The sequence below is a fragment of the Burkholderia sp. AU39826 genome (genome assembly GCF_020419965.1).
GTDB lineage: Bacteria > Pseudomonadota > Gammaproteobacteria > Burkholderiales > Burkholderiaceae > Burkholderia > Burkholderia semiarida.
In genome coordinates this window covers 618,508-638,466 of the sequence record NZ_JAIZQG010000002.1, presented here as the reverse complement: position 1 = coordinate 638,466, position 19,959 = coordinate 618,508, and the positions used below count along the sequence as shown (strand labels likewise).

The window sequence follows — 19,959 nt, the reverse complement described above, 5'->3', positions numbered from 1 at the left end:
GTCCGACTCCGGGCGACGATCCGGGGCGATATCGATGACGGTGGAGCGGCCTTGCGGCCGCGTCAAGGAGAAGTCATGGCTCAGTTCAGTGTGGTGCACGACAGCGCCTATCCGGCGGAAGAAGGCGGCGAGGGCGGTGGTCCGGCACTGCCGGATGGTTACAGCGAACGTCTGTACAACGAAGATTTGGCACCCCTTAAAAATCAGACGTGGGGTGCGTACAACATCTTCGCGTTCTGGATGTCGGACGTCCACAGCGTCGGCGGCTACGTGTTCGCGGGCAGCCTGTTCGCGCTCGGGCTGACGAGCTGGCAGGTGCTGATCGCGCTGATCGTCGGCATCGGCCTCGTGAACGCGCTGTGCAACCTGATCGCGCGGCCGAGCCAGCAGATCGGCGTGCCGTATCCGGTCGCGTGCCGCGCGACGTTCGGCGTGCTCGGCGCGAACGTGCCGGCCGTGATCCGCGGGTTGATCGCGATCGCGTGGTACGGGATCCAGACGTATCTGGCGTCGAGCGCGCTCGTGATCGTCGTGCTGAAATTCTTCCCGCAATGGCTGCCGTACGCGGACGTCCATCGCTACGGCTTTCTCGGGCTGTCGGCGGTCGGCTGGGCCGGCTTCATGCTGCTGTGGGTGCTCCAGGCGTTCGTGTTCTGGAACGGGATGGAGACGATCAAGAAGTTCATCGATTTCGCGGGCCCGGCCGTCTACGTCGTGATGTTCATCCTCGCCGGCTACATGGTGTGGCGCGCGGGCTGGCGCAACATCGGCATCAACCTCGGCGGCGTCAAGTATCACGGCGCGGAAGTGATTCCGGTGATGATCACCGCCGTGTCGCTCGTCGTGTCGTACTTCTCCGGGCCGATGCTGAACTTCGGCGATTTCTCGCGCTACTGCCGCTCATTCGGCGACGTGAAGCGCGGCAATTTCTGGGGGCTGCCGGTCAACTTCCTCGCGTTCTCGCTCGTCACGGTGATCACCACCGCCGCGACGCTGCCGGTGTTCGGCGAACTGATCACCGACCCGGTCGCGACGGTCGGCCGCATCGACCATCCGACCGCGGTGATCCTGGGCGCGCTGACGTTCACGATCGCGACGATCGGCATCAACATCGTCGCGAACTTCGTGTCGCCCGCGTTCGATTTCTCGAACGTCGCGCCACGCCTGATCAGCTGGCGCGCGGGCGGGATGCTCGCCGCCGTCGCGTCGATCTTCATCACGCCGTGGAACCTGTTCAACAACCCGGCCGTGATCCACTACACGCTCGACGTGCTCGGCGCGTTCATCGGCCCGCTGTACGGCGTGCTGATCGCCGATTTCTATCTCGTCAAGCGCGGCCGCCTCGTGCGCGACGACCTGTACACGATGTCGGAAAGCGGCGCCTACTGGTATACGGGCGGCGTGAATCGCCGTGCGCTTGCGGCGCTGCTGCCGGCCGCGGTGATCGCGGTCGCCTGCGTGATGGTGCCGGGTTGGGAGGGCGTCGCGAATTTCTCGTGGTTCATCGGCGCGGGGCTCGGCTTCGTGTTCTACCGGATGCTCGCGAGCGCGAAGGCGTAAGGAGCGGGCGATGAAGATCCGACTGATCAATCCGAATACGACGCAGCGGATGACCGACGCGATGGGCCGCTGCGCGCGCGAGGTCGCGGCCGCCGGCACGGAGATCGTGGCCGTGAGCCCGCCGATGGGGCCGCCGTCGATCGAAGGGTATTACGACGAGGCGCTCGCGACGCCGGGGCTGCTTGCCGAGATCGCGCAAGGCGAGCGCGACGGTTGCGACGCGTACGTGATCGCGTGTTTCGGCGATCCGGGCCTGTATGCGGCGCGCGAGCTTGCGCGCGGGCCGGTGATCGGCATCGCCGAGGCCGCGATGCATGCGGCGAGCGTGCTCGCGCCGGGATTTTCGGTCGTGACGACGCTCGCGCGCACCTGCGGGATGGCGTGGCACCTCGCGGAGCGCTACGGGATGAAGCGGTTCTGCCGCAACGTGCGCGCGACCGATGTCGCGGTGCTCGAACTCGACCGGCCCGGCTCGGCCCCGCGCCGGATCATCGTCGACGAATGCCGGCGCGCGCTCGACGAGGACGGCGCCGACGCGATCGTGCTCGGATGCGCGGGCATGGCCGAATTCGCGCACGAGATCGAGCAGCAGATCGGCGCGCCGGTGGTCGAGGGCGTCACGGCGGCCGTGAAGTGGGCCGAGGCGCTCGTCGCGCTGCGCCTCGCGACCGCGAAGCGCGGCGACTACGCGCGCCCGCTGCCGAAGCGCTACGACGGCGCGTTCGCCCGCTTCAGCCCGCCGGATGGCGAAGCGGCGCAGCCGGGCCCGAATTTGCCGCAACCGCACATACACACCGTCTGACACGCACTATCTGCGCCGCTGTATGGGCGCGTATGAGCGTTTTCGCTACACTGGGCCGTCATCGCATCGGCTCGTGCGGCCGGCCTCGCGGGCGCCGTGCAGCCGATGCGAACCCATTACTTCAGCAAGGCTTTCGCCGCACCTCGAACCCATGCCACTCGATCCCAACTATCCTCGCGACCTGATCGGCTACGGCCGCCATCCCGTGCAGGCGAACTGGCCGGGGCGCGCCCGCGTCGCCGTGCAATTCGTGCTGAACTACGAGGAGGGCGGCGAGAACTGCGTGCTGCACGGCGATCCGGGCTCCGAGCAGTTCCTGTCCGAAATCGTTGGCGCGGCCGCGTACCCGGACCGCCACATGAGCATGGAGTCGATCTACGAATACGGGTCGCGGGCCGGCGTGTGGCGCATCCTGCGCGAGTTCGAGAAGCGCGGATTGCCGCTGACGGTATTCGGCGTCGGCATGGCGATCGAGCGTCATCCGGAGCTTGCGCGCGCATTCGTCGAGCTCGGCCATGAAATCGCGTGCCACGGCTGGCGCTGGATCCACTACCAGAGCATGACGCCGGAGCTCGAAGCCGAGCACATGCGCCTCGGGATGGAGGCGATCGAGCGCGTGACGGGCGAGCGTCCGCTCGGCTGGTACACGGGCCGCGACAGCCCCAATACGCACCGCCTGGTCGCCGAATACGGCGGCTTCCTGTACGACTCCGACAACTACGGCGACGACCTGCCGTTCTGGATGGACGTCGAGGTGTCGGGCGGCCGCACGTCGCCGCAACTGATCGTGCCGTACACGCTCGACACGAACGACATGCGTTTCGCGACGCCGCAGGGCTTCAACACCGGCGACCACTTCTTCCAGTACCTGCGCGACGCCTTCGACGTGCTGTACGCGGAGGGCGACGAGGCGCCGAAGATGCTGTCGATCGGCATGCACTGCCGGCTGCTCGGCCGGCCGGGCCGGTTCCGCGGGCTGCAGCGTTTTCTCGACCACATCGAGCAGCACGATCGCGTATGGGTGACGCGCCGTGTCGATATCGCGCGTCACTGGCGTGAACATCATCCGTATCAGCCCAATCATCGAAACGAAGGGAAAGCATGAAGGCGATGCGTTACACGTTGGAGCAACTGAACACGATGGCGCCCGGCGCATTCGTCGCGGCGCTGTCGGGCATCTTCGAACATTCGCCGTGGGTGGCCGAGGTCGCCGCGGGCAAGCGGCCGTTCGCGAGCATCGACGCGCTGCACGAGACGATGTCGGATGCGGTGGAAACCGGTGGCGAAGCGCGCCAGCTCGCCCTGATCAACGCCCACCCGGAGCTGGCCGGCAAGGCCGCCGTGCGCGGCGAGCTGACGGCCGAGTCGACCCGCGAGCAGAGCGGCGCGGGCCTCGACCAGTGCACGCAGGAAGAATTCGACAAGCTGCTGACGCTGAACCGCACGTATCGCGAGAAATTCGGCTTCCCGTTCATCCTCGCGGTGCGCGGCTATGACCGGCACGGCATCATCGCGAACTTCGAGTCGCGCGTGAATCATTCGCGCGACGAGGAGCTGCGCGCGAGCCTCGACCAGATCTACCGGATCGCGCGCTTTCGCCTCGACGACCTGATCGACGCCTGACGTCGCCGTCTGACACCGCACTCTGGGCCGCCGCGTCGCGGCGGCCCGATCGCCTCACTGAAACAAGGAAACATCATGGCTGTTCCGCTTCTCGATCCGAACGCACCCGATTTCACGCGGCGCTACGTGAACCTTGCCGACCCGCGTCTCGGTGCGCAGGCGCTCGAGGCCAGCGACGATTTCTTCGCGCCGAAGGAGCGGATGCTGAACCCCGAGCCGGCCGTCTTCATTCCCGGCAAGTACGACGATCACGGCAAGTGGATGGACGGCTGGGAAACGCGCCGCAAGCGTACGACCGGCTACGACTGGTGCATCGTCAAGCTCGCGCGGCCGGGCGTGATCAAGGGCTTCGACATCGACACGAGCCACTTCACCGGCAACTTTCCGCCGGCCGCGTCGATCGAGGCCGCGTTCGTGGCCGACGGCGCGCCGACGCAGGCGACCGACTGGGTCGAGATCGTGCCGTCGACGACGCTGCAGGGCAACAGCCACCACTACGTCGAAGCGAGCGACGCGCGTGCGTTCACGCACCTGCGCGTGAACATCTACCCGGACGGCGGCATCGCGCGCCTGCGCGTGTACGGCCAGCCGCAGCTCGACTGGGCCGGCGCGAGCGCGACCGAGCAGTTCGATCTCGCGGCGATGGAAAACGGCGGCTACGTGGTGGCCGCGAACAACCAGCACTTCGGCGTCGCGTCGAACCTGCTGCTGCCGGGCCGCGGCGTGAACATGGGCGACGGCTGGGAAACCCGCCGCCGCCGCGAACCGGGCAACGACTGGGCGATCATCGCGCTCGCGCAGCCGGGCGTGATCCGCAAGATCGAAGTCGATACCGCGTTCTTCAAGGGCAACTACCCGGACCGCTGCTCGATCCAGGCCGCGTACGTGTCGGGCGGCACCGACAGTTCGTTGATCACGCAGTCGATGTTCTGGCCGGTGCTGCTCGGCGAGCAGAAGCTGCAGATGGACAAGCAGCACTACTTCGAACATGAGATCGCGTCGCTCGGCCCCGTCACGCACGTGCGGCTGAACATCATTCCGGACGGCGGCGTGTCGCGCCTGCGCCTGTGGGGGACGCTCGACAAATGAAGACGCTTGCCATCGAACCGCTGACCAGGGAAGCCTTCGCGCCGTTCGGCGACGTGATCGAAACGGAAGGGGCGAAGCAGATCCCGATCAACCTCGGCACGACGATCCGCTTTCACGATCTCGCGAAAGTCGACGTGGCCGACGAAGGCGGCCGCCCGCTCGTCAACCTGTTTCGCGGCCAGCCGCGCTCGCTGCCGTTCGAAGTGAAGATGCTGGAGCGGCACCCGCTCGGCAGCCAGGCGTTCGTGCCGCTGAACGACCGGCCGTATCTCGTCGTCGTCGCGCCGGCGGGCGATCTCGATCCGGCGAAGATCCGCGCGTTCGTCACGAGCGGCTGGCAGGGCGTGAACTACGCGAAGGGCGTGTGGCATCACCCGCTGATCGCGCTCGGCGGCGTCAGCGACTTCATCGTCGTCGATCGTGGCGGCGACGGCCTGAACCTGAACGAGCAGGATCTGCCGGAATCGCTGTGGCTCACCGACGACGCGCTGCATGCGTTGACGGCCTGAGTCGGGCCGATCGTCCGTCGATCGAAACCCGCGCGATTCGCGCGGGTTTTTTCATGCGCGTCGTTTTCAGGCGAATCAGGCCGCCGCGCCCTTGCGCGTATCGCGCGCACCCTGACCGCGGCGGCGGCGGCTCGCGACCGGCGCATGCCGCGCCATCAGCTCGGCCACCCAGTCGACGAATACGCGCAGCTTCGCGCTGACGTGCCGGTTCGGCGGGAAGGCGACATACATCGGCATCGGTTCGAGTTGCCACTGCTCGAACAGCGGCACCAGCTCGCCGCTCGCGCGATGCGCGGCGGCCATGTAGTCCGGCAGCCACAGGATGCCGAGCCCCGCGAGGCCGGCTTCGAGGTACGCATTGCCGTCGTCGACCGCGAGCACGTAGCGCCCGCGCACGTTGACCTGCTCGCCGTCGCGTGCCATCGCGAACGGCAGCGTCTTGCCGGTGCGCGCCCACAGAAAGCCGACGACCCGGTGATGCGTATCCTCGAGTTCATCTGGATGCGATGGCGTGCCGGCGCGCGCGAGATAGGCGGGCGATGCGTACACGCCGAGCCGCAGGTCGCCGATGTGGCGTGCGACCAGCGCGCGGTCGGTCGGCTCGCCGCCGCGCACGACGCAATCGACGTTCTCGCCGATCACGTCGACCACGCGGTCGCTCACGCCCATGTCGAGCTGGATGTCCGGATGGCGCGCATGAAACGCGGGAAGCGCCGGGATCAGGATCAGGCGCGCGAACGGGGTCGGCACGTCCACCCGCAGCCGCCCGCGCGGCGACGCCGACGCCGCGGACAGGCTCGTTTCGGCATCGTCCATGTCGGCCAGCAGCCGCACGACGCGCTCGTAGTATGCGGCGCCGTCCGCGGTGACGACGACCTTGCGGGTCGTGCGATTGAACAATTTCACGCGCAGTCGCGCCTCGAGCTGCTGCACCAGTTGCGTGACGGTGGTGCGGCTCATGTGCAGCGTGTCGGCTGCCTTCGTGAAGCTGCCGGCTTCCACCACGCGGACGAACGCCTGCATTGCGTCGAATCGATCCATCGGGTCGGGGCTCCGCGTCGGTCGCAGATTGTTTGGGGCGAGCAAACAGTGTTGGACAGGGTTGCCGGTTTATCCGCCGCGCAACGGTCCTTAAAGTGCCTCCATCGTTGATGCAAGGGCATGTCGCCCGACAAGACCGATGGAGGTGTCGAATGGCAAAGCGTAGCGTAGTTTTCCCGCCGGGTCGCCAGGCGCTGTACGACCGCAACCGTTACTCGCCGGCGCTGCGCTCGAACGGCTTCCTGTTCGTGTCCGGGCAGGTCGGCAGCCGCGAGGACGGTTCGCCCGAGCCGGAACTCGGCGCGCAGGTCCGCCGCGCGTTCGACAACCTGAATGCGGTGCTGCGGGCGGCCGGCTGCACGTTCGACGACGTCGTCGACGTGACGGTGTTCCTCGTCGATCCCGAGGCGACGTTCGAGCGCGTCTGGGAAATCGTGCCCGAATACTGGGGCGACGCACCGCATCCGACGCTGACCGCCGTCGGCGTGACCTGGCTGTACGGCTTCCAGTTCGAGATCAAGGCGATTGCGCGGCTGCCGGAGACGGTCGACGCGTGAGTCGAGCGTTGCGGTTCGACGTTCCGCGAAGCGGACGACGCGATGCGCGGCTGACGCGCGAAGCGCATTCAGCCCCGCGCGGGCAAAAAAAACGGGCCCGTCACCGGGCCCGAGAACGAAGAGGCTGGCGCCGGCGAATGATTTCCGGCGCCCGGCGGGCGGCTTACTTGACCGCGCCGCCCTCGAACCACGCGGCGAGCTTCGTCCGCTCGTCGTCGGTCATGTGCGTGACGTTGCCGATCGGCATCGCCTTCAGGCGCACGGCCTGGTCGTAGATGCGCTGTGCGTTCTTCGACACTTCGTCGGGCGTGTCGAACATCACGCCGGCGGGCGCGCTGCCCATCAGCGTCGGCTTGGCCGAGTGGCACGCGACGCAGCGCTGCTGCAGGATCGGCATGATGTCGTTGATCACGATCTTCGGTGCGTTGGCCGCTTGCGCTTCCGGCGCCACCGGCTTCGGCATCGTCCACACCAGCGCGCCCGACAGCAGCGCGACGCCGCCGATCGGCAGGTACCACAGCTGCTTGCCGCGGTGACGCATCACGAAGAACTGGCGAATCAGCGCGCCGGCCAGCATGATCAGCACGAGCACGACCCAGTTGAACTTGTTCGTGTACGTCATCGCATAGTGGTTCGACAGCATCGCGAACACGACCGGCAGCGTGAAGTACGTGTTGTGCACCGAACGCTGCTTGCCGCGCTTGCCGTAGATGGGGTTCGGCTCCTCGCCCTTGAGCATCTTGTCGACCATCTTGCGCTGGCCCGGGATGATCACGAAGAACACGTTCGCCGACATGATCGTCGCGAGCATCGCGCCGACGATCAGGTAGGCGGCCCGGCCCGAGAAGATGTGGCATGCGAGGTACGCGGCGATGACGACGTATAGGCCCACGCAGATGCCGAGCACGCGGTCGTTGGTGCCGAGGATGCGGCACAGCGAGTCGTAGACGATCCAGCCGGCCGCGAGGAAGCCGAGCGCGGAGGCGACGGCGACCACCGGGCCCATGTCGAGCACGTTCTTGTCGATCAGGTACGTGTTCGGGGCGAGCAGGTACAGCACGAAGAACAGCGTGAAGCCCGACAGCCACGTCGTGTACGACGGCCACTTCGACCAGTGCAGGTCGTCCGGCATTTCCGGCGGGGCGACCGTGTACTTCTGCATGTTGTAGAAGCCGCCGCCGTGGACGTGCCACAGCTCGCCGAACACGCCGCGCTTGCGCTGGTTCGCGTCGGTCGGCGGTTTCAGGCTGTTGTCGAGCGCGACGAAATAGAACGACTCGCCGATCCACGCGATGGCGACGATGACGTGCAGCCATCGCAGCGCGAGGTTCAGCCAGTCGGTGATGAAGCCTTCCATGAAACTCCTCCAGACTCAGATCGTTTGTCTTGATGCAGGCGCTGATTCGTGTGTCAGCTGCCGCGATAGGTGCTGTACGACCACGGCGACACGAGCAGCGGCACGTGGTAGTGCGCGCCGGTGTCGGCGATGCCGAAGCGCAGCACGACGCGGTCGACGAAGCGGGGTTCGGGCACCTTCACGCCGAGCGACGCGAAGTAGTCGCCGGCATGGAACACGAGTTCGTATTCGCCGGCGGCGAGCGCGGCGCCTTCGAGCAGCGGTTCGTCGCAGCGGCCGTCGCTATTGGTCAGCACGGTCTTGATCGCGCGGCGCGATTCGCCGTCCAGCGCGTAGAGGTCGACCTTGATGGCCGCGCCGGGACGGCCGTGCGCCGTATCGAGTACGTGGGTAGTGAGCTTTCCCATTCGTTGTGTCCTTGTGTGAATGCGAGGTTCGGCGGCGACCCGATCCATGACTGTGCGGCGGATCGAGGCTCCACGTCACGTGGCTACATACCCGTCGGCGAGCGTGAAGCGAGCGCCGTGCAGGCATTGTAAAAAGGTTCCCCGTGCAAATACGTGCGCGATATCGAAGATAATGCGCCGCGCATGAGCGGCTGTCGACGGCCCGCCCGACAGGGCTTCGCGCGTGGATGCCGGGCGCCCGGCGGGGTGGCGGGCGGCGTACCATACCGAATCCCTGAAGGACGGTATTCGGGATCGCGCATTGTGCGCGGCGCGCGCTTGGGCGATCCTCCCGCCGTGCGCGTCGGCCCGTGGCCCGCGCGTACCCCGAAGACGGCGAGCACGCCGGGTAACCGGGCCAGGGCGTTCGAACGGACGCAGGCACCGGGGCGTGCCGCGATTCAGCGTTCGAACGGCTGTGTGACCGCCTCCAGGGCAATCCGGGAGGCAGACCGACGCGGAGAACGCATGAATCTCGAGCAGCACGCCGGCGCACGCGCGCCGAACCCCACCTCATCCCGCCCGACGACGCTGCTGGTCAAGCACGCCGACGTGCTCGTGACCATGGACGACACGCGCCGCGAGCTGCGCGACGCGGGGCTCTACATCGAAGACAACCGGATCGTCGCGGTCGGCCCGAGCGCCGAGCTGCCCGACACGGCCGACGAAGTGCTCGACCTGCGCGGCCACCTCGTGATCCCGGGGCTCGTGAACACGCATCACCACATGTACCAGAGCCTCACGCGCGCGGTGCCGGCCGCGCAGAACGCCGAACTGTTCGGCTGGCTCACGAACCTGTACCGGATCTGGGCGCACCTGACGCCCGAGATGATCGAGGTGTCGACGCTCACCGCGATGGCCGAGCTGCTGCAGTCGGGCTGCACGACGTCGAGCGACCATCTGTACATCTATCCGAACGGCAGCCGGCTCGACGACAGCATCGGCGCCGCGCGGCGGATCGGCATGCGCTTTCACGCGAGCCGCGGCGCGATGAGCGTCGGCCAGCGCGACGGCGGGCTGCCGCCCGATTCGGTCGTCGAGCGCGAACCGGATATCCTGCGCGACACGCAGCGCCTGATCGAGACCTATCACGACGAAGGGCGCTACGCGATGCTGCGCGTGGTGGTCGCGCCGTGCTCGCCATTCTCGGTGAGCCGCGAGTTGATGCGCGACGCGGCCGTGCTCGCGCGCGAATACGGCGTGTCGCTGCACACGCACCTCGCGGAGAACGTCAACGACATCGCATACAGCCGCGAGAAGTTCGGGATGACGCCCGCCGAGTACGCGGAAGACCTCGGCTGGGTCGGTCACGACGTGTGGCATGCGCACTGCGTGCAGCTCGACGATGCGGGCATCGGCCTGTTCGCGCGCACCGGCACGGGTGTCGCGCATTGCCCGTGCTCGAACATGCGGCTCGCGTCCGGCATCGCGCCGGTGAAGAAAATGCGGCTCGCGGGCGTGCCGGTGGGGCTCGGCGTCGACGGTTCCGCGTCGAACGACGGCGCGCAGATGGTCGCCGAGGTACGCCAGGCGCTGCTGTTGCAGCGCGTCGGCTTCGGGCCCGACGCGATGACCGCGCGCGAAGCGCTCGAGATCGCGACGCTCGGCGGCGCGAAGGTGCTGAACCGCGACGACATCGGCGCGCTGAAACCCGGCATGGCCGCGGATTTCGCCGCGTTCGACCTGCGTCAGCCGCTGTTCGCGGGCGCGCTGCACGATCCGGTTGCGGCGCTCGTGTTCTGCGCGCCGTCGCAGACGGCGTACACGGTGGTGAACGGCAAGGTGGTGGTGCGCGAAGGGCGGCTGGCGACGCTCGATCTGCCGCCCGTGATCGAGCGTCATAACGCGCTTGCGCACGCGCTCGTGGAAGCGTCGCGCTGACGCGTCGGCGCGGAGGTCGCGCAGCACGTTGCGGATCGGGTGCGTGGCCGTTGCGGCCACCGCCCGCCGCGCAACCCGCCGCGGCCACGCGCAACGGCGTGACCGGCGCGCGCGCGGGGCGCGCCCTGTGCGCTTACGCCTCGATCAGCGTGCGGGTGGCTTCGGCGACGAGGCTGCGCAGCCAGCGCACTTCGTCGGAGTAATGGCAGCGCTCGTGCCACAGCTGGTAGTACTGCATCGGCGGGAAGTCGAGCGGCGCGGGCACGACCGACAACGGCAGGAACTTCGCGTAATGATCGGCGAACAGCCGCGTGGTCGTGAAGATCAGGTCCGACTTCACGAGCACGTAAGGCGCGAGGTTGAAGTACGGCAGCGTGACGACCACGTGGCGCTTGAGCCGTTCGCGCGCGAGATGCACGTCGATCGCGCCGCGCTGGCCGACCGAGTACGGCGTCGGCGCGAGATGCGGCGCGTTCAGGTACTGGTCGAGCGTGAGCCCGCCGCGCTTCGCGAACGGGTGCGTGTTGCTCATCAGGCAGACGATTTCATCGACGAACAGGTTCGACAGGTGCAGTTGCTCGGGTGGCTCGGGCCAGTTGCCGACGACGATGTCGAGCTTGCCGTCTTCCAGCGCGAGCTCGTAGTCGAACGCGGGGCCGAGCGAGTGGAACTCGAGCGTCGCATTCGGCGCGGCCAGGCGAAAGCGTTCGACGACGGTCGGCACGAACAGCACGTTCAGGTAGTCGGGGCAGCCGATCCGGTAGCAGCGGATCGACGTCGCCGGGTCAAAGTTGTGCTGCTGGAACTTGATGCGCTCGATTTCGCGCAGCGCGTTCTGCACGGGCTCGAGCAGGCGCAGCCCGTATTCGGTCGGCACCATGCCGGACTTGCCGCGCACCAGCAGCGGATCGCCGGTGATGTCGCGCAGGCGCCGCAGCGCGGCGCTGATCGCCGGTTGCGACTGGTTCAGTTTGACGGCCGCGCGCGTGACGCTGCGCTCCATCAACAAGGTGTGCAAGACGCGCAAGAGGTACGTGTCGATCGCCTCGCGTTGCTGACTCATGTTATCTCCGGGTTATATGGCTGGGCTGATCGAGGAGTGGGTGGGGTATATCGTTTTTAATATGAACGAAAATCAGCGTCAAGAGATGGATACCCGCAGGCATCCGCCGGCCGGGCCGCGACAAGGGGCCTGAACGGATGGGCGCGCGGCGCCGCGCGGATCCGTATTGCGCGGATCCGGACCGCGGCGCGGCGGGTGGCGACGGGCGCGTCAGTCGTCGATGCGCATGCCGACCTTCAGCGTGACCTGCCAGTGCACAACCTGATCGCCTTCGATGTGGCCGCGGGTTTCGGTCACCTGGAACCAGTGCAGGTTGTGCAGCGTCTTGCCGGCTTTCGAGATCGCGTTGCGAATCGCGTCGTCGCTCGATTGCCGCGACGATCCGGTCAGCTCGATCATCTTGTACACGTGGTCGCTCATGATGCCTCCCTGGGATATCGATCTGTTTTGCCGGTGCAAGGTGCGGTCCCGAGGCGGTCCCGCTACGGTTCCGCTACGGTTCCGCTACGGTTCCGCTACGGTTGCGCGTGCGTGCCCGGCTTCTTGAGTGATAGGTATGATGGGCGGCAACTGCAACCCATATCGGAGACGACGAACGTGGAAGTCGGATTTTGCGGACCGGGTTTGATGGGCGCGCCGATGATTCGGCATTTGCTGGCGGCCGGGCATCGCGTGAGCGTGTGGAACCGCTCGCGCGAGAAGGCCGAGGCGCTGGTGAAGGACGGCGCGCAGGTGGTCGGCACGCCGCGCGAGCTGGCCGAGCGCGTCGAGACGGCGTTCGTGTGCGTGCTCGACGGCCGGGCGGTCGGCGACGTCGTGTTCGGCGAGCACGGGCTGCTTTCCGGTGACGCGAGCGCGCGTCGCGTGCGGCGCATCGTCGATCATTCGAGCATTCCGCCCGCCGTCACGCGTGACTATGCGGCGCGTGCGGCCGCGCTCGGCGTCGGCTGGGTCGATGCGCCGGTGTCCGGCGGCGTGCCGGGCGCGCAGGCCGGCACGCTCGCGGTGATGGCCGGCGGCCGCGCGGCCGATCTCGATGCGGTGCGCCCGTTGATCGATACGTACGCGTCGCGCATCACGCACATGGGCGACGCGGGGGCGGGCCAGACGGCGAAACTGTGCAACCAGGCGATCGTCACCGCGACGGTCACCGCGATCGCCGAGGCGGTCGGCCTGGCGCAGGCGAGCGGCATCGACGCCGCGCGCCTGGCCGAGGCGCTGGCCGGCGGATGGGCCGATTCGGTGCTGCTGCAGACGTTCGTGCCGCGCATGACGTCGGGGGGCCATCCTGCGATCGGCGCGCTGAGTACGTTTCAAAAGGATGTCGACGCCATCGCGGACGCCGCGCGCGACACGGGCGCGGTGATGCCCGTGTCGGCCACCGTGCAGCAGGTGCTGAGGCTCGGCGCCGCGCAGGGGCTGGCCGGCGCCGATTTCGCCGCGTTCATCGACATCGTGCGGCCGGGCAACGGTCGCCGGCAGGCGCCGTGACGGGCAAGCAGGGCGCGTGAATGGCAGATGGGCCGCCCGGAGGCGGCCCATCGAATGACTGGCGGATCAGCCGAGCGAGCGGGGTGTCGTATCGCCGGCGTTCTGGCGGCCGAGGCCGCCGCGCAGGCTCGCTTTCGTGCCCGCACCAAACTCGGGCAGGATGCGCGCACGCGCGCGACTGGCGAACACGAGGAAGCCGAAGCCGTTCGCTTCGTACCAGTAACCACCGTTCTCGAGGCCGTCGAGGGGTTGCTCGAGCGCGTTGGCGATCGATTCGATGCAGCGCTTGCGCAGCTCGGCGATGGCCGGATAGGGCGGCTGCGCGCCGCGCACGCTGCACAGGAGCACGTCGAGGCCGGGCAGCACGTGCGCATAGAGGACGGGCTCGTCCTGCGCGCGGGCGCGGGCAATCTTGGTGTCGAGCTGGGCAAACGGCTTCGAGTGGCGCAAGACCGCGAGGAACGACTCCTGGCCATCCTGCGGCGCACGCCGACGTTTTTTCGGGAAGGACATAAACACTCGCCTCAAAAACAATTGCAAGAAATGCGGCACTTTCATGCGACCCACTCCCGGCTATGTACGCCGCATGTCGATCCTTTATAGCACACGAAAATGCTGCATTCGTGCAGTACGACGATCAATGTCTCCCGTCGACCTGCTCGCCATGATCGACACAGCCAGCGTCTTGGCGCCCGTACTGTCGTTTAGTCTCCATCATAGACCTGCTTTTCCCGCGCGTGCATTCGCCCGTCACAAAAAAGTGAGATGGGCCGCATGCGGCGGTGCATCGCATGCGCAATAAAAAGGCCCGCACGGGGCGGGCCTGGCACGCGAAGCGTGGCGCGATCAGCGCTGCTTGAGCGAATCGCGGATCTCGCGCAGCAGCACGATGTCTTCCGGCGTCGCGGCCGGCGCGGCTTCTTCCGGCTTGCGCAGCTTGTTGATGAATTTCACCATCAGGAAAATGATGAACGCGAGGATCACGAAATTGATCGCCACGGTGATGAACGAACCGTAGCCGAATGCGGCGACGCCCGCGGCCTGCAGGTCCTTGAACGAATCGGGATTACCCTTGAACGACGGGGGGATGGTGCCGAGCAGAATGAACTTGTTCGAGAAATCCAGGCCGCCGGTCAGCACGCCGATGACCGGCATGATGAGGTCCTTCACGACCGAGTCGACGATCTTCGAGAACGCGCCGCCGATGATCACGCCGACGGCGAGATCCATCACGTTGCCCTTGACGGCGAACTCCTTGAATTCCTTGATGATGCTCATGAGCGGCTTTCTCCTGTTTGGGGGCGGGGGAGGCGTGCCGCGACGCGCAGGATTGCCTTGCGTCGAATGAGGGTCGGTGGCACGCCGATGGCCGCATGATAGCGAACGTGCCCCATTGCCGGTAGTCCATCTTGAAATGATTGACAAATCCGCGCATCGGCAGCGGGCGGCCATGCGGCAGCGCGCGGCGTGCGCGGCCGGGCGTCGAGACGGACGTCGACGCCTGGCCGTCGGTGCTTCAGGTGTTGTCGTCGGTCCAGCCGTCGTCGTTGCTGCCGAGGTCCATGCCGCCACCGCCACCATTGCCGTCGCTCCAGCTCGAATCGTCGCCGCGGCCGAGGTCGAAGCCCGGGTCGGCCTCCTGCCGGTGGCGTTCGCCGTCGACGATCACGTCGCGTTCGACCACGCGCTCGCGGCCGCCCGACATCGCTTCGCCGAGCAGCACGCCGGTCAGGAGCCCGCCCATCCCGCCGCCGAAACCGCCGCCTTGCTGAATCACGACGGGCGGCTGCTGTTGCGGATAGGGCTGTTGCGGCGGATAGGGCTGCTGCTGATACGGCTGGCCCTGGGCGCCCGTCATGCGGTCGGCTTCCTGCGCATACACGGAGCCGCTGCCGTTCGCCGGCGCCGCGGGCTGCGCCGCCGGGTCGGGACGGCCTTCGACGCGCGCCTTCACGCTGGCGTGGCGCTGTTCGAGTTCATCGACGCGATACGGCGGCACCGGATTCTTGCCGCTCGAGAGCGTCTCGACGAGCGTGCGCGCGTCGTTCTCGATCGCTTCGAGCTCGCCGGTCAGCGCCGCGGCGCCGGGCGCCGTCGACAGCTTCGCATCGAGCTTCAGCGGCCGGATGTCGTTCAGCACGTCGGTCGCGCGCTTGAGCTGCGTGCGGCGTTCGTCGTCGGCGCGGCCGTCGTCGGCCGTGCGCGCGCGTCGCAGCGTCCAGCGCAGCACCAGCGCGATCACGGCGACGATCAGCCCGAGGCCGATCCACATGCCGGTCGACGGGCCGTGTTTTTCGGCCGGCGCGACGGCGGGAGCGGGCCCCGGCTGCAGGGTGCCCGCCTGCGTGGCCGACGGCGTGTTGCCGCTCACGCGCGCGGCATCGGCGCGAATGCGCGACTCCGTCTGCGCGAAGCGCGACGCGTCGGTGAACTTCAGTTGCGGATCGAGCGATTTCGCGCGCTGCAGTTGCGCGAGCGCGTCGGACGCGCGGCCTTCCCGGTCCAGCACCTGCGCATACAGGTAGCGCGCGTGCGCGTTGTTCGGATGGGCATCGATGACTTGCGACAACTGCGTGTCGGCTTGCTGCCAGTTGCGCTGCGCGATCGATTGCTCGACCTGCTGCAGCGACGGGACCGCAAACGCGGCGGACGACAGCAACATCAGCGAGAGGCCGAGTGCGGCGAGAGATTTCTTCATGGTCGAACCGGGCGCGAGGCGCCCGTCTCCTGACGATCGGTTCGCGCCGCGCGCCCGGGCCGGGGCGCGACGCGGGGGCTCGCGGCGGCGGTTACTGCGCGGGCGTATCGAGCTGCTTCTTCAGCGCGGCGAGACGATCTTCGACCGACGGGCCCTTGTTCAACGCGGCGAGCTTGTCCTCGAGCGCCTTGCCGCTCGACGTGTCGGCCGAATTGAGGCGCGCGTCCGAGCGGGCGTTCTGCAGCGCGACCTTGTCCTCGAGCTTCTGGAAATCCTCGGACAGGTTCTTGCCGCCGATGCCGCCCAGCGCGCTGGCGGCCACGTCCTTCGCCTGCGCGATTTCCTGCTTGGCCTGCAGGATGTTCGAGCGCGCGTTGAGGTCGTTGCGGCGCTGGCGCATGTCGGCGATCTGCCCCTTCAGCTTGTCGACCGACGGCTCGAGCGTCGCCAGTTCGGCCGCGAGCGCATCGCGCTCGGCTTCCGCGTTGGACTGTGCGGCGAGCGCCTCGCGGGCGAGCGCTTCGTCGCCGGCCTGCAGCGCACGCTTCGCGCCGTCCTCGTACTTCTTCACCTTGTCGTCGGCCGCATCGCGCTTGCTGCGCTGGGTGGCGACCTGTGCCTCGATTTCGATCAGCGAATTCTCGGCACGGCCGATGCTGTCGTCGAGCTCCCGCACGATCTGCCGTGCGTCGCGCGACGGATCCTGTACCGAATCGGCCGCATCGTTCAGCAGGCCTTTGATCGTGCGCGAAATAGAGTCGAAAAGCGACATGAAATCCTCCGTGGTTGAAAGGCGCCGCGTGACCGCGGCAATGCCCGCTGCGAGCTGGTCCCGCTACGGTCCCGCTACGGTTCCGCTTCGGTCCCGCTACGGTTCCGGCCCGCGTGAGCCGGCGGATATTACACCACCGGTTCACTTAAATACGGCTTAAACGCGCGAGTTCAAGCGGCTCGTGCATCAGGATGCCAAACCTTTCGCGGCTGAAAGAAACGCGTGCGCACGCGCCGTGTCGCGTGTCCATCATAGGCCGAGGATGCCGACAATACGTGCCGGAAATCACGGCATTGCGGGAATTTTTACAAAAAATCGCGAAGGCCCCCGGTCGATTTCATTAAAATGCGCTGTCACGTCGCGGGAACGGATCGCCGCGCGGCGGGGTCTGTCGACGTGACAGCCGCATCTCGATGCACCCACTCTGATTCATCCGCTTGCATTTCCGCATGCGTCCGAGGGCGCCACGACCGCCCGCCATTCCGACATGCCAATTATCAAACGACCGCCTTCTTCTTCCGACAGGAACGAACCCCACTACACGCTGCGCCGTTCGCCGTCCGGAGCCTATTACCCCGATGACGACGATCGCGACGACGGCCGCCGTGCGCAGCAGCGCGGCGGCGGAGGCGGAGGGCGCCGCCGCACGTTCGGCTCGCGCGTCGCGCTGTGGTTCGTCGGCCTCATCGCGACGCTTGCGGTCGTCGGCGCGCTGATCGTCGGTTACGCGCTCGTCGTGATGGCGCCGCAACTGCCGTCGCTCGATGCGCTGACGAATTACCAGCCGAAGGTGCCGCTGCGCGTGTTCACCGCCGACCACGTGCTGATCGGCGAGTTCGGCGAGGAGCGCCGCAGCCTCGTGCGCTTCCAGGACATTCCCGACGTGATGAAGAAGGCCGTGCTCGCGATCGAGGACTACCGCTTCTACGAGCACGGCGGCGTCGATTTCCTCGGCATCCTGCGCGCGGGCGTGGCCGACCTGATGCACGGCGGCGCGCGTCAGGGCGCGAGTACGATCACGATGCAGGTCGCGCGCAACTTCTTCCTGTCGAGCGAGAAGACCTACACGCGCAAGATCTACGAAATGCTGCTCGCGTACAAGATCGAGAAGGCCCTGACGAAGGACCAGATCCTCGAGCTGTACATGAACCAGATCTATCTCGGCCAGCGTTCGTACGGCTTCGCGGCCGCCGCGCGCGTGTACTTCGGCAAGGACCTGAAGGACATCACGCTCGCGGAAGCGGCGATGCTCGCGGGGCTGCCGAAGGCGCCGTCCGCGTACAACCCGGTCGTCAATCCGAAGCGCGCGAAGGTGCGTCAGGAATACATCCTGAAGCGCATGCTCGACATCGGCTACATCACGCAGCCGCAGTACGACGCAGCGATCAAGGAAGAGATTCACGTGCGCACGCCGGGCAATCAATACGCGGTGCACGGCGAGTACGTCGCCGAGATGGTGCGGCAGATGATGTACGAGCAATACAAGGACGAAACCTACACGCGCGGGCTGACCGTCACGACGACGATCAATTCGGCCGACCAGGAAGCCGCATACCAGGCCGTGCGTCGCGGCATTCTCGACTACGAGCGCCGCCACGGTTATCGCGGCCCCGAAGCGTCGATCAACCTGCCCGCGACCGGCGACGAGCGCGACGAGGCGATCGACGACGCGCTCGCCGACCACCCGGACAACGGCGACCTGCAATCGGCGGTCGTGCTGTCGGCATCGCCGAACGCGGTCGAGGTGCAGTTCGTCGGCGGGGCGACCACGACGATCGGCCCGGCCGGGCTGCGTTTCGTGTCGGCCGCGCTGGGCCCGCGCGCGAACAACGCGCTGCGCATCAAGCCGGGCTCGGTCGTGCGCGTGCTGAAGGACGGCAAGACGGGCTGGCAGGTCGTGCAGTTGCCGCAGGTCGAAGGCGCGCTCGTCGCGATCGCGCCGCAGGACGGCGCGATCCGCTCGCTCGTCGGCGGCTTCGACTTCAACAAGAGCAAGTTCAACCACGTGACGCAGGCGTGGCGGCAGCCGGGCTCGTCGTTCAAGCCGTTCATCTACTCGGCGTCGCTCGACAAGGGGCTCGGGCCGGCGACGATGATCAACGACGCGCCGCTGTATTTCCCGCCGAGCGTGCCGGGCGGCACCGCGTGGGAGCCGAAGGACGACGACCAGCCGGACGGCCCGATGACGATGCGCACCGGCCTGCAGCGTTCGAAGAACCTCGTGTCGATCCGGATCCTCGCGTCGATCGGCACGCAGTACGCGCAGCAATACGTGACGCAGCGCTTCGGCTTCGATCCGGCGAAGACGCCGCCGTACCTGCCGATGGCGCTCGGCGCGGGGCTCGTGACGCCGCTGCAGCTCGCGACCGGCTATGCGGTGTTCGCGAACGGCGGCTACAAGGTCGACCCGTACCTGATCGCCGAAGTCGACGACGCGCGCGGTCAGCCGATGCAGAAGTCGCAGCCGGTGGTCGCGGGCAGCACGGCGCCGCGCACGATCGAAGGCCGCAACGCGTACGTGATGAACAGCCTGCTGCATTCGGTCGCGACGGCCGGCACGGGCGCGGGCACCAACGCGCTGGGCCGCAACGACCTGCAGGGCAAGACGGGTACGACGAACGATGCGAAGGATGGCTGGTTCGCCGGCTACCAGCAGTCGCTCGTCGCGGTGGCTTGGATGGGCTTCGACCAGCCGAAGAGCCTGGGCAGCCGCGAATTCGGCGCGCAGCTCGCGCTGCCGATCTGGGTGAACTACATGCGCACCGCGCTGAACGGCGTGCCCGAGCAGCAGATGCCGATGCCGGACGGCCTGACCACGATCGACGGCGAGCTGTACTACGCCGATCGCACGCCGGGCAACGGCTTCGTCGCGAACGTCGACATCAACCCGGCCGAGAACGCGATCAGCGCGAACGACGCCCTCGGTTCGGCCGGCGCGGCAGGGCTGGCGCCGCCGCCCGTCACGCCGCAGGAGAAGCAGCAGATCATGGACATGTTCGAGAGCAAGTAAGCGATACGCCGTTCTCCGCGCATGCGACGGGCGCCTTCGGGCGCCCGTTTTTTTTGCGTG

General features: G+C 67.4%; 19 protein-coding genes. 10 read left to right on the top strand and 9 right to left on the bottom strand.

Annotation, left to right across the window (positions count from 1 at the left end):
* Positions 1–75 precede the first annotated feature (75 nt).
* The 6 genes from LGM42_RS07795 (at position 76) to LGM42_RS07770 (ending at position 5,583) form a co-directional block, all read left to right on the top strand.
* The gene (locus LGM42_RS07795) at positions 76–1,560 is read left to right on the top strand and encodes an NCS1 family nucleobase:cation symporter-1 (RefSeq protein WP_226231939.1); all 1,485 of its coding nucleotides are present in this window, start codon (positions 76–78) and stop codon (positions 1,558–1,560) included.
* 10 nt (positions 1,561–1,570) lie between these two features.
* The gene (locus tag LGM42_RS07790) at positions 1,571–2,362 is read left to right on the top strand and encodes an aspartate/glutamate racemase family protein (RefSeq protein ID WP_226231938.1); all 792 of its coding nucleotides are present in this window, start codon (positions 1,571–1,573) and stop codon (positions 2,360–2,362) included.
* Positions 2,363–2,513: 151 nt separating this feature from the next.
* Positions 2,514–3,467, top strand: coding sequence for an allantoinase PuuE (puuE, locus tag LGM42_RS07785; protein WP_059585148.1), 954 nt, complete (start codon positions 2,514–2,516; stop codon positions 3,465–3,467).
* On the top strand, positions 3,464–3,985 hold the full coding sequence (gene uraD / locus LGM42_RS07780) for a 2-oxo-4-hydroxy-4-carboxy-5-ureidoimidazoline decarboxylase (protein WP_059585149.1): 522 nt from the start codon (positions 3,464–3,466) through the stop codon (positions 3,983–3,985). The genes puuE and uraD overlap by 4 nt, the downstream gene beginning before the upstream one ends.
* Before the next feature lie 75 nt (positions 3,986–4,060).
* On the top strand, positions 4,061–5,074 hold the full coding sequence (gene alc, locus LGM42_RS07775) for an allantoicase (RefSeq protein WP_059609106.1): 1,014 nt from the start codon (positions 4,061–4,063) through the stop codon (positions 5,072–5,074).
* Positions 5,071–5,583: an ureidoglycolate lyase gene (locus tag LGM42_RS07770; protein WP_226231937.1), complete on the top strand. Its 513-nt coding sequence runs from the start codon at positions 5,071–5,073 to the stop codon at positions 5,581–5,583. Before alc ends, LGM42_RS07770 begins: the two co-directional genes overlap by 4 nt.
* A 75-nt stretch (positions 5,584–5,658) precedes the next feature.
* Here LGM42_RS07770 and LGM42_RS07765 read toward each other — a convergent pair whose 3' ends face one another.
* Positions 5,659–6,624: a LysR family transcriptional regulator gene (locus LGM42_RS07765; RefSeq protein ID WP_226231936.1), complete on the bottom strand. Its 966-nt coding sequence runs from the start codon at positions 6,622–6,624 to the stop codon at positions 5,659–5,661.
* A 152-nt stretch (positions 6,625–6,776) separates the two neighbouring features.
* Here LGM42_RS07765 and LGM42_RS07760 point away from each other — a divergent pair, with 152 nt between their 5' ends.
* Positions 6,777–7,181, top strand: a complete 405-nt coding sequence (locus LGM42_RS07760; protein ID WP_059585153.1) for a RidA family protein — start codon at positions 6,777–6,779, stop codon at positions 7,179–7,181.
* Positions 7,182–7,344: 163 nt separating this feature from the next.
* Here the strand turns inward: LGM42_RS07760 and LGM42_RS07755 are convergent, their stop codons facing one another.
* Positions 7,345–8,538 carry a urate hydroxylase PuuD gene (locus LGM42_RS07755; protein ID WP_089464898.1) on the bottom strand — a complete coding sequence of 398 codons (1,194 nt, stop codon included), beginning with the start codon at positions 8,536–8,538 and terminating at the stop codon, positions 7,345–7,347.
* Between the two features lie 53 nt (positions 8,539–8,591).
* Positions 8,592–8,945, bottom strand: coding sequence for a hydroxyisourate hydrolase (gene uraH / locus LGM42_RS07750; RefSeq protein ID WP_060966249.1), 354 nt, complete (start codon positions 8,943–8,945; stop codon positions 8,592–8,594).
* 507 nt (positions 8,946–9,452) lie between these two features.
* Between uraH and LGM42_RS07745 the strand changes: the two genes are divergently transcribed.
* Positions 9,453–10,865 (top strand): 8-oxoguanine deaminase, encoded by a 1,413-nt coding sequence (locus tag LGM42_RS07745; RefSeq protein WP_059585156.1) that lies wholly within the window; start codon positions 9,453–9,455, stop codon positions 10,863–10,865.
* 133 nt (positions 10,866–10,998) lie between these two features.
* Here LGM42_RS07745 and LGM42_RS07740 read toward each other — a convergent pair whose 3' ends face one another.
* Together LGM42_RS07740 and LGM42_RS07735 are read right to left on the bottom strand one after the other, a co-directional pair.
* Positions 10,999–11,928 (bottom strand): LysR substrate-binding domain-containing protein, encoded by a 930-nt coding sequence (locus LGM42_RS07740; protein ID WP_006478550.1) that lies wholly within the window; start codon positions 11,926–11,928, stop codon positions 10,999–11,001.
* A gap of 210 nt (positions 11,929–12,138) precedes the next feature.
* Positions 12,139–12,348: a dodecin gene (locus LGM42_RS07735; protein WP_006493215.1), complete on the bottom strand. Its 210-nt coding sequence runs from the start codon at positions 12,346–12,348 to the stop codon at positions 12,139–12,141.
* Positions 12,349–12,525: 177 nt separating this feature from the next.
* On the opposite strand from LGM42_RS07735, the gene LGM42_RS07730 reads away from it, so the two are divergent.
* Entirely contained in the window at positions 12,526–13,419 is an 894-nt protein-coding gene (locus tag LGM42_RS07730) for an NAD(P)-dependent oxidoreductase (protein ID WP_104012063.1), read from the top strand.
* 66 nt (positions 13,420–13,485) lie between these two features.
* Here the strand turns inward: LGM42_RS07730 and LGM42_RS07725 are convergent, their stop codons facing one another.
* From LGM42_RS07725 to LGM42_RS07710, 4 genes are all read right to left on the bottom strand, one after another.
* On the bottom strand, positions 13,486–13,932 hold the full coding sequence (locus LGM42_RS07725; protein WP_006488003.1) for a hypothetical protein: 447 nt from the start codon (positions 13,930–13,932) through the stop codon (positions 13,486–13,488).
* Positions 13,933–14,265: 333 nt separating this feature from the next.
* Positions 14,266–14,697 carry a large conductance mechanosensitive channel protein MscL gene (gene mscL, locus LGM42_RS07720; RefSeq protein WP_059585158.1) on the bottom strand — a complete coding sequence of 144 codons (432 nt, stop codon included), beginning with the start codon at positions 14,695–14,697 and terminating at the stop codon, positions 14,266–14,268.
* Positions 14,698–14,935: 238 nt separating this feature from the next.
* A complete protein-coding gene (locus LGM42_RS07715) occupies positions 14,936–16,117 on the bottom strand; it encodes a tetratricopeptide repeat protein (protein ID WP_226231935.1) in 1,182 nt (393 codons plus the stop codon).
* A gap of 91 nt (positions 16,118–16,208) precedes the next feature.
* Complete coding sequence (locus LGM42_RS07710) at positions 16,209–16,889, bottom strand: PspA/IM30 family protein (protein WP_059585160.1); 681 nt, start codon at positions 16,887–16,889, stop codon at positions 16,209–16,211.
* A 487-nt stretch (positions 16,890–17,376) separates the two neighbouring features.
* Here LGM42_RS07710 and LGM42_RS07705 point away from each other — a divergent pair, with 487 nt between their 5' ends.
* Positions 17,377–19,899: a penicillin-binding protein 1A gene (locus tag LGM42_RS07705; protein ID WP_226231934.1), complete on the top strand. Its 2,523-nt coding sequence runs from the start codon at positions 17,377–17,379 to the stop codon at positions 19,897–19,899.
* The last annotated feature ends 60 nt before the right edge of the window (positions 19,900–19,959 follow it).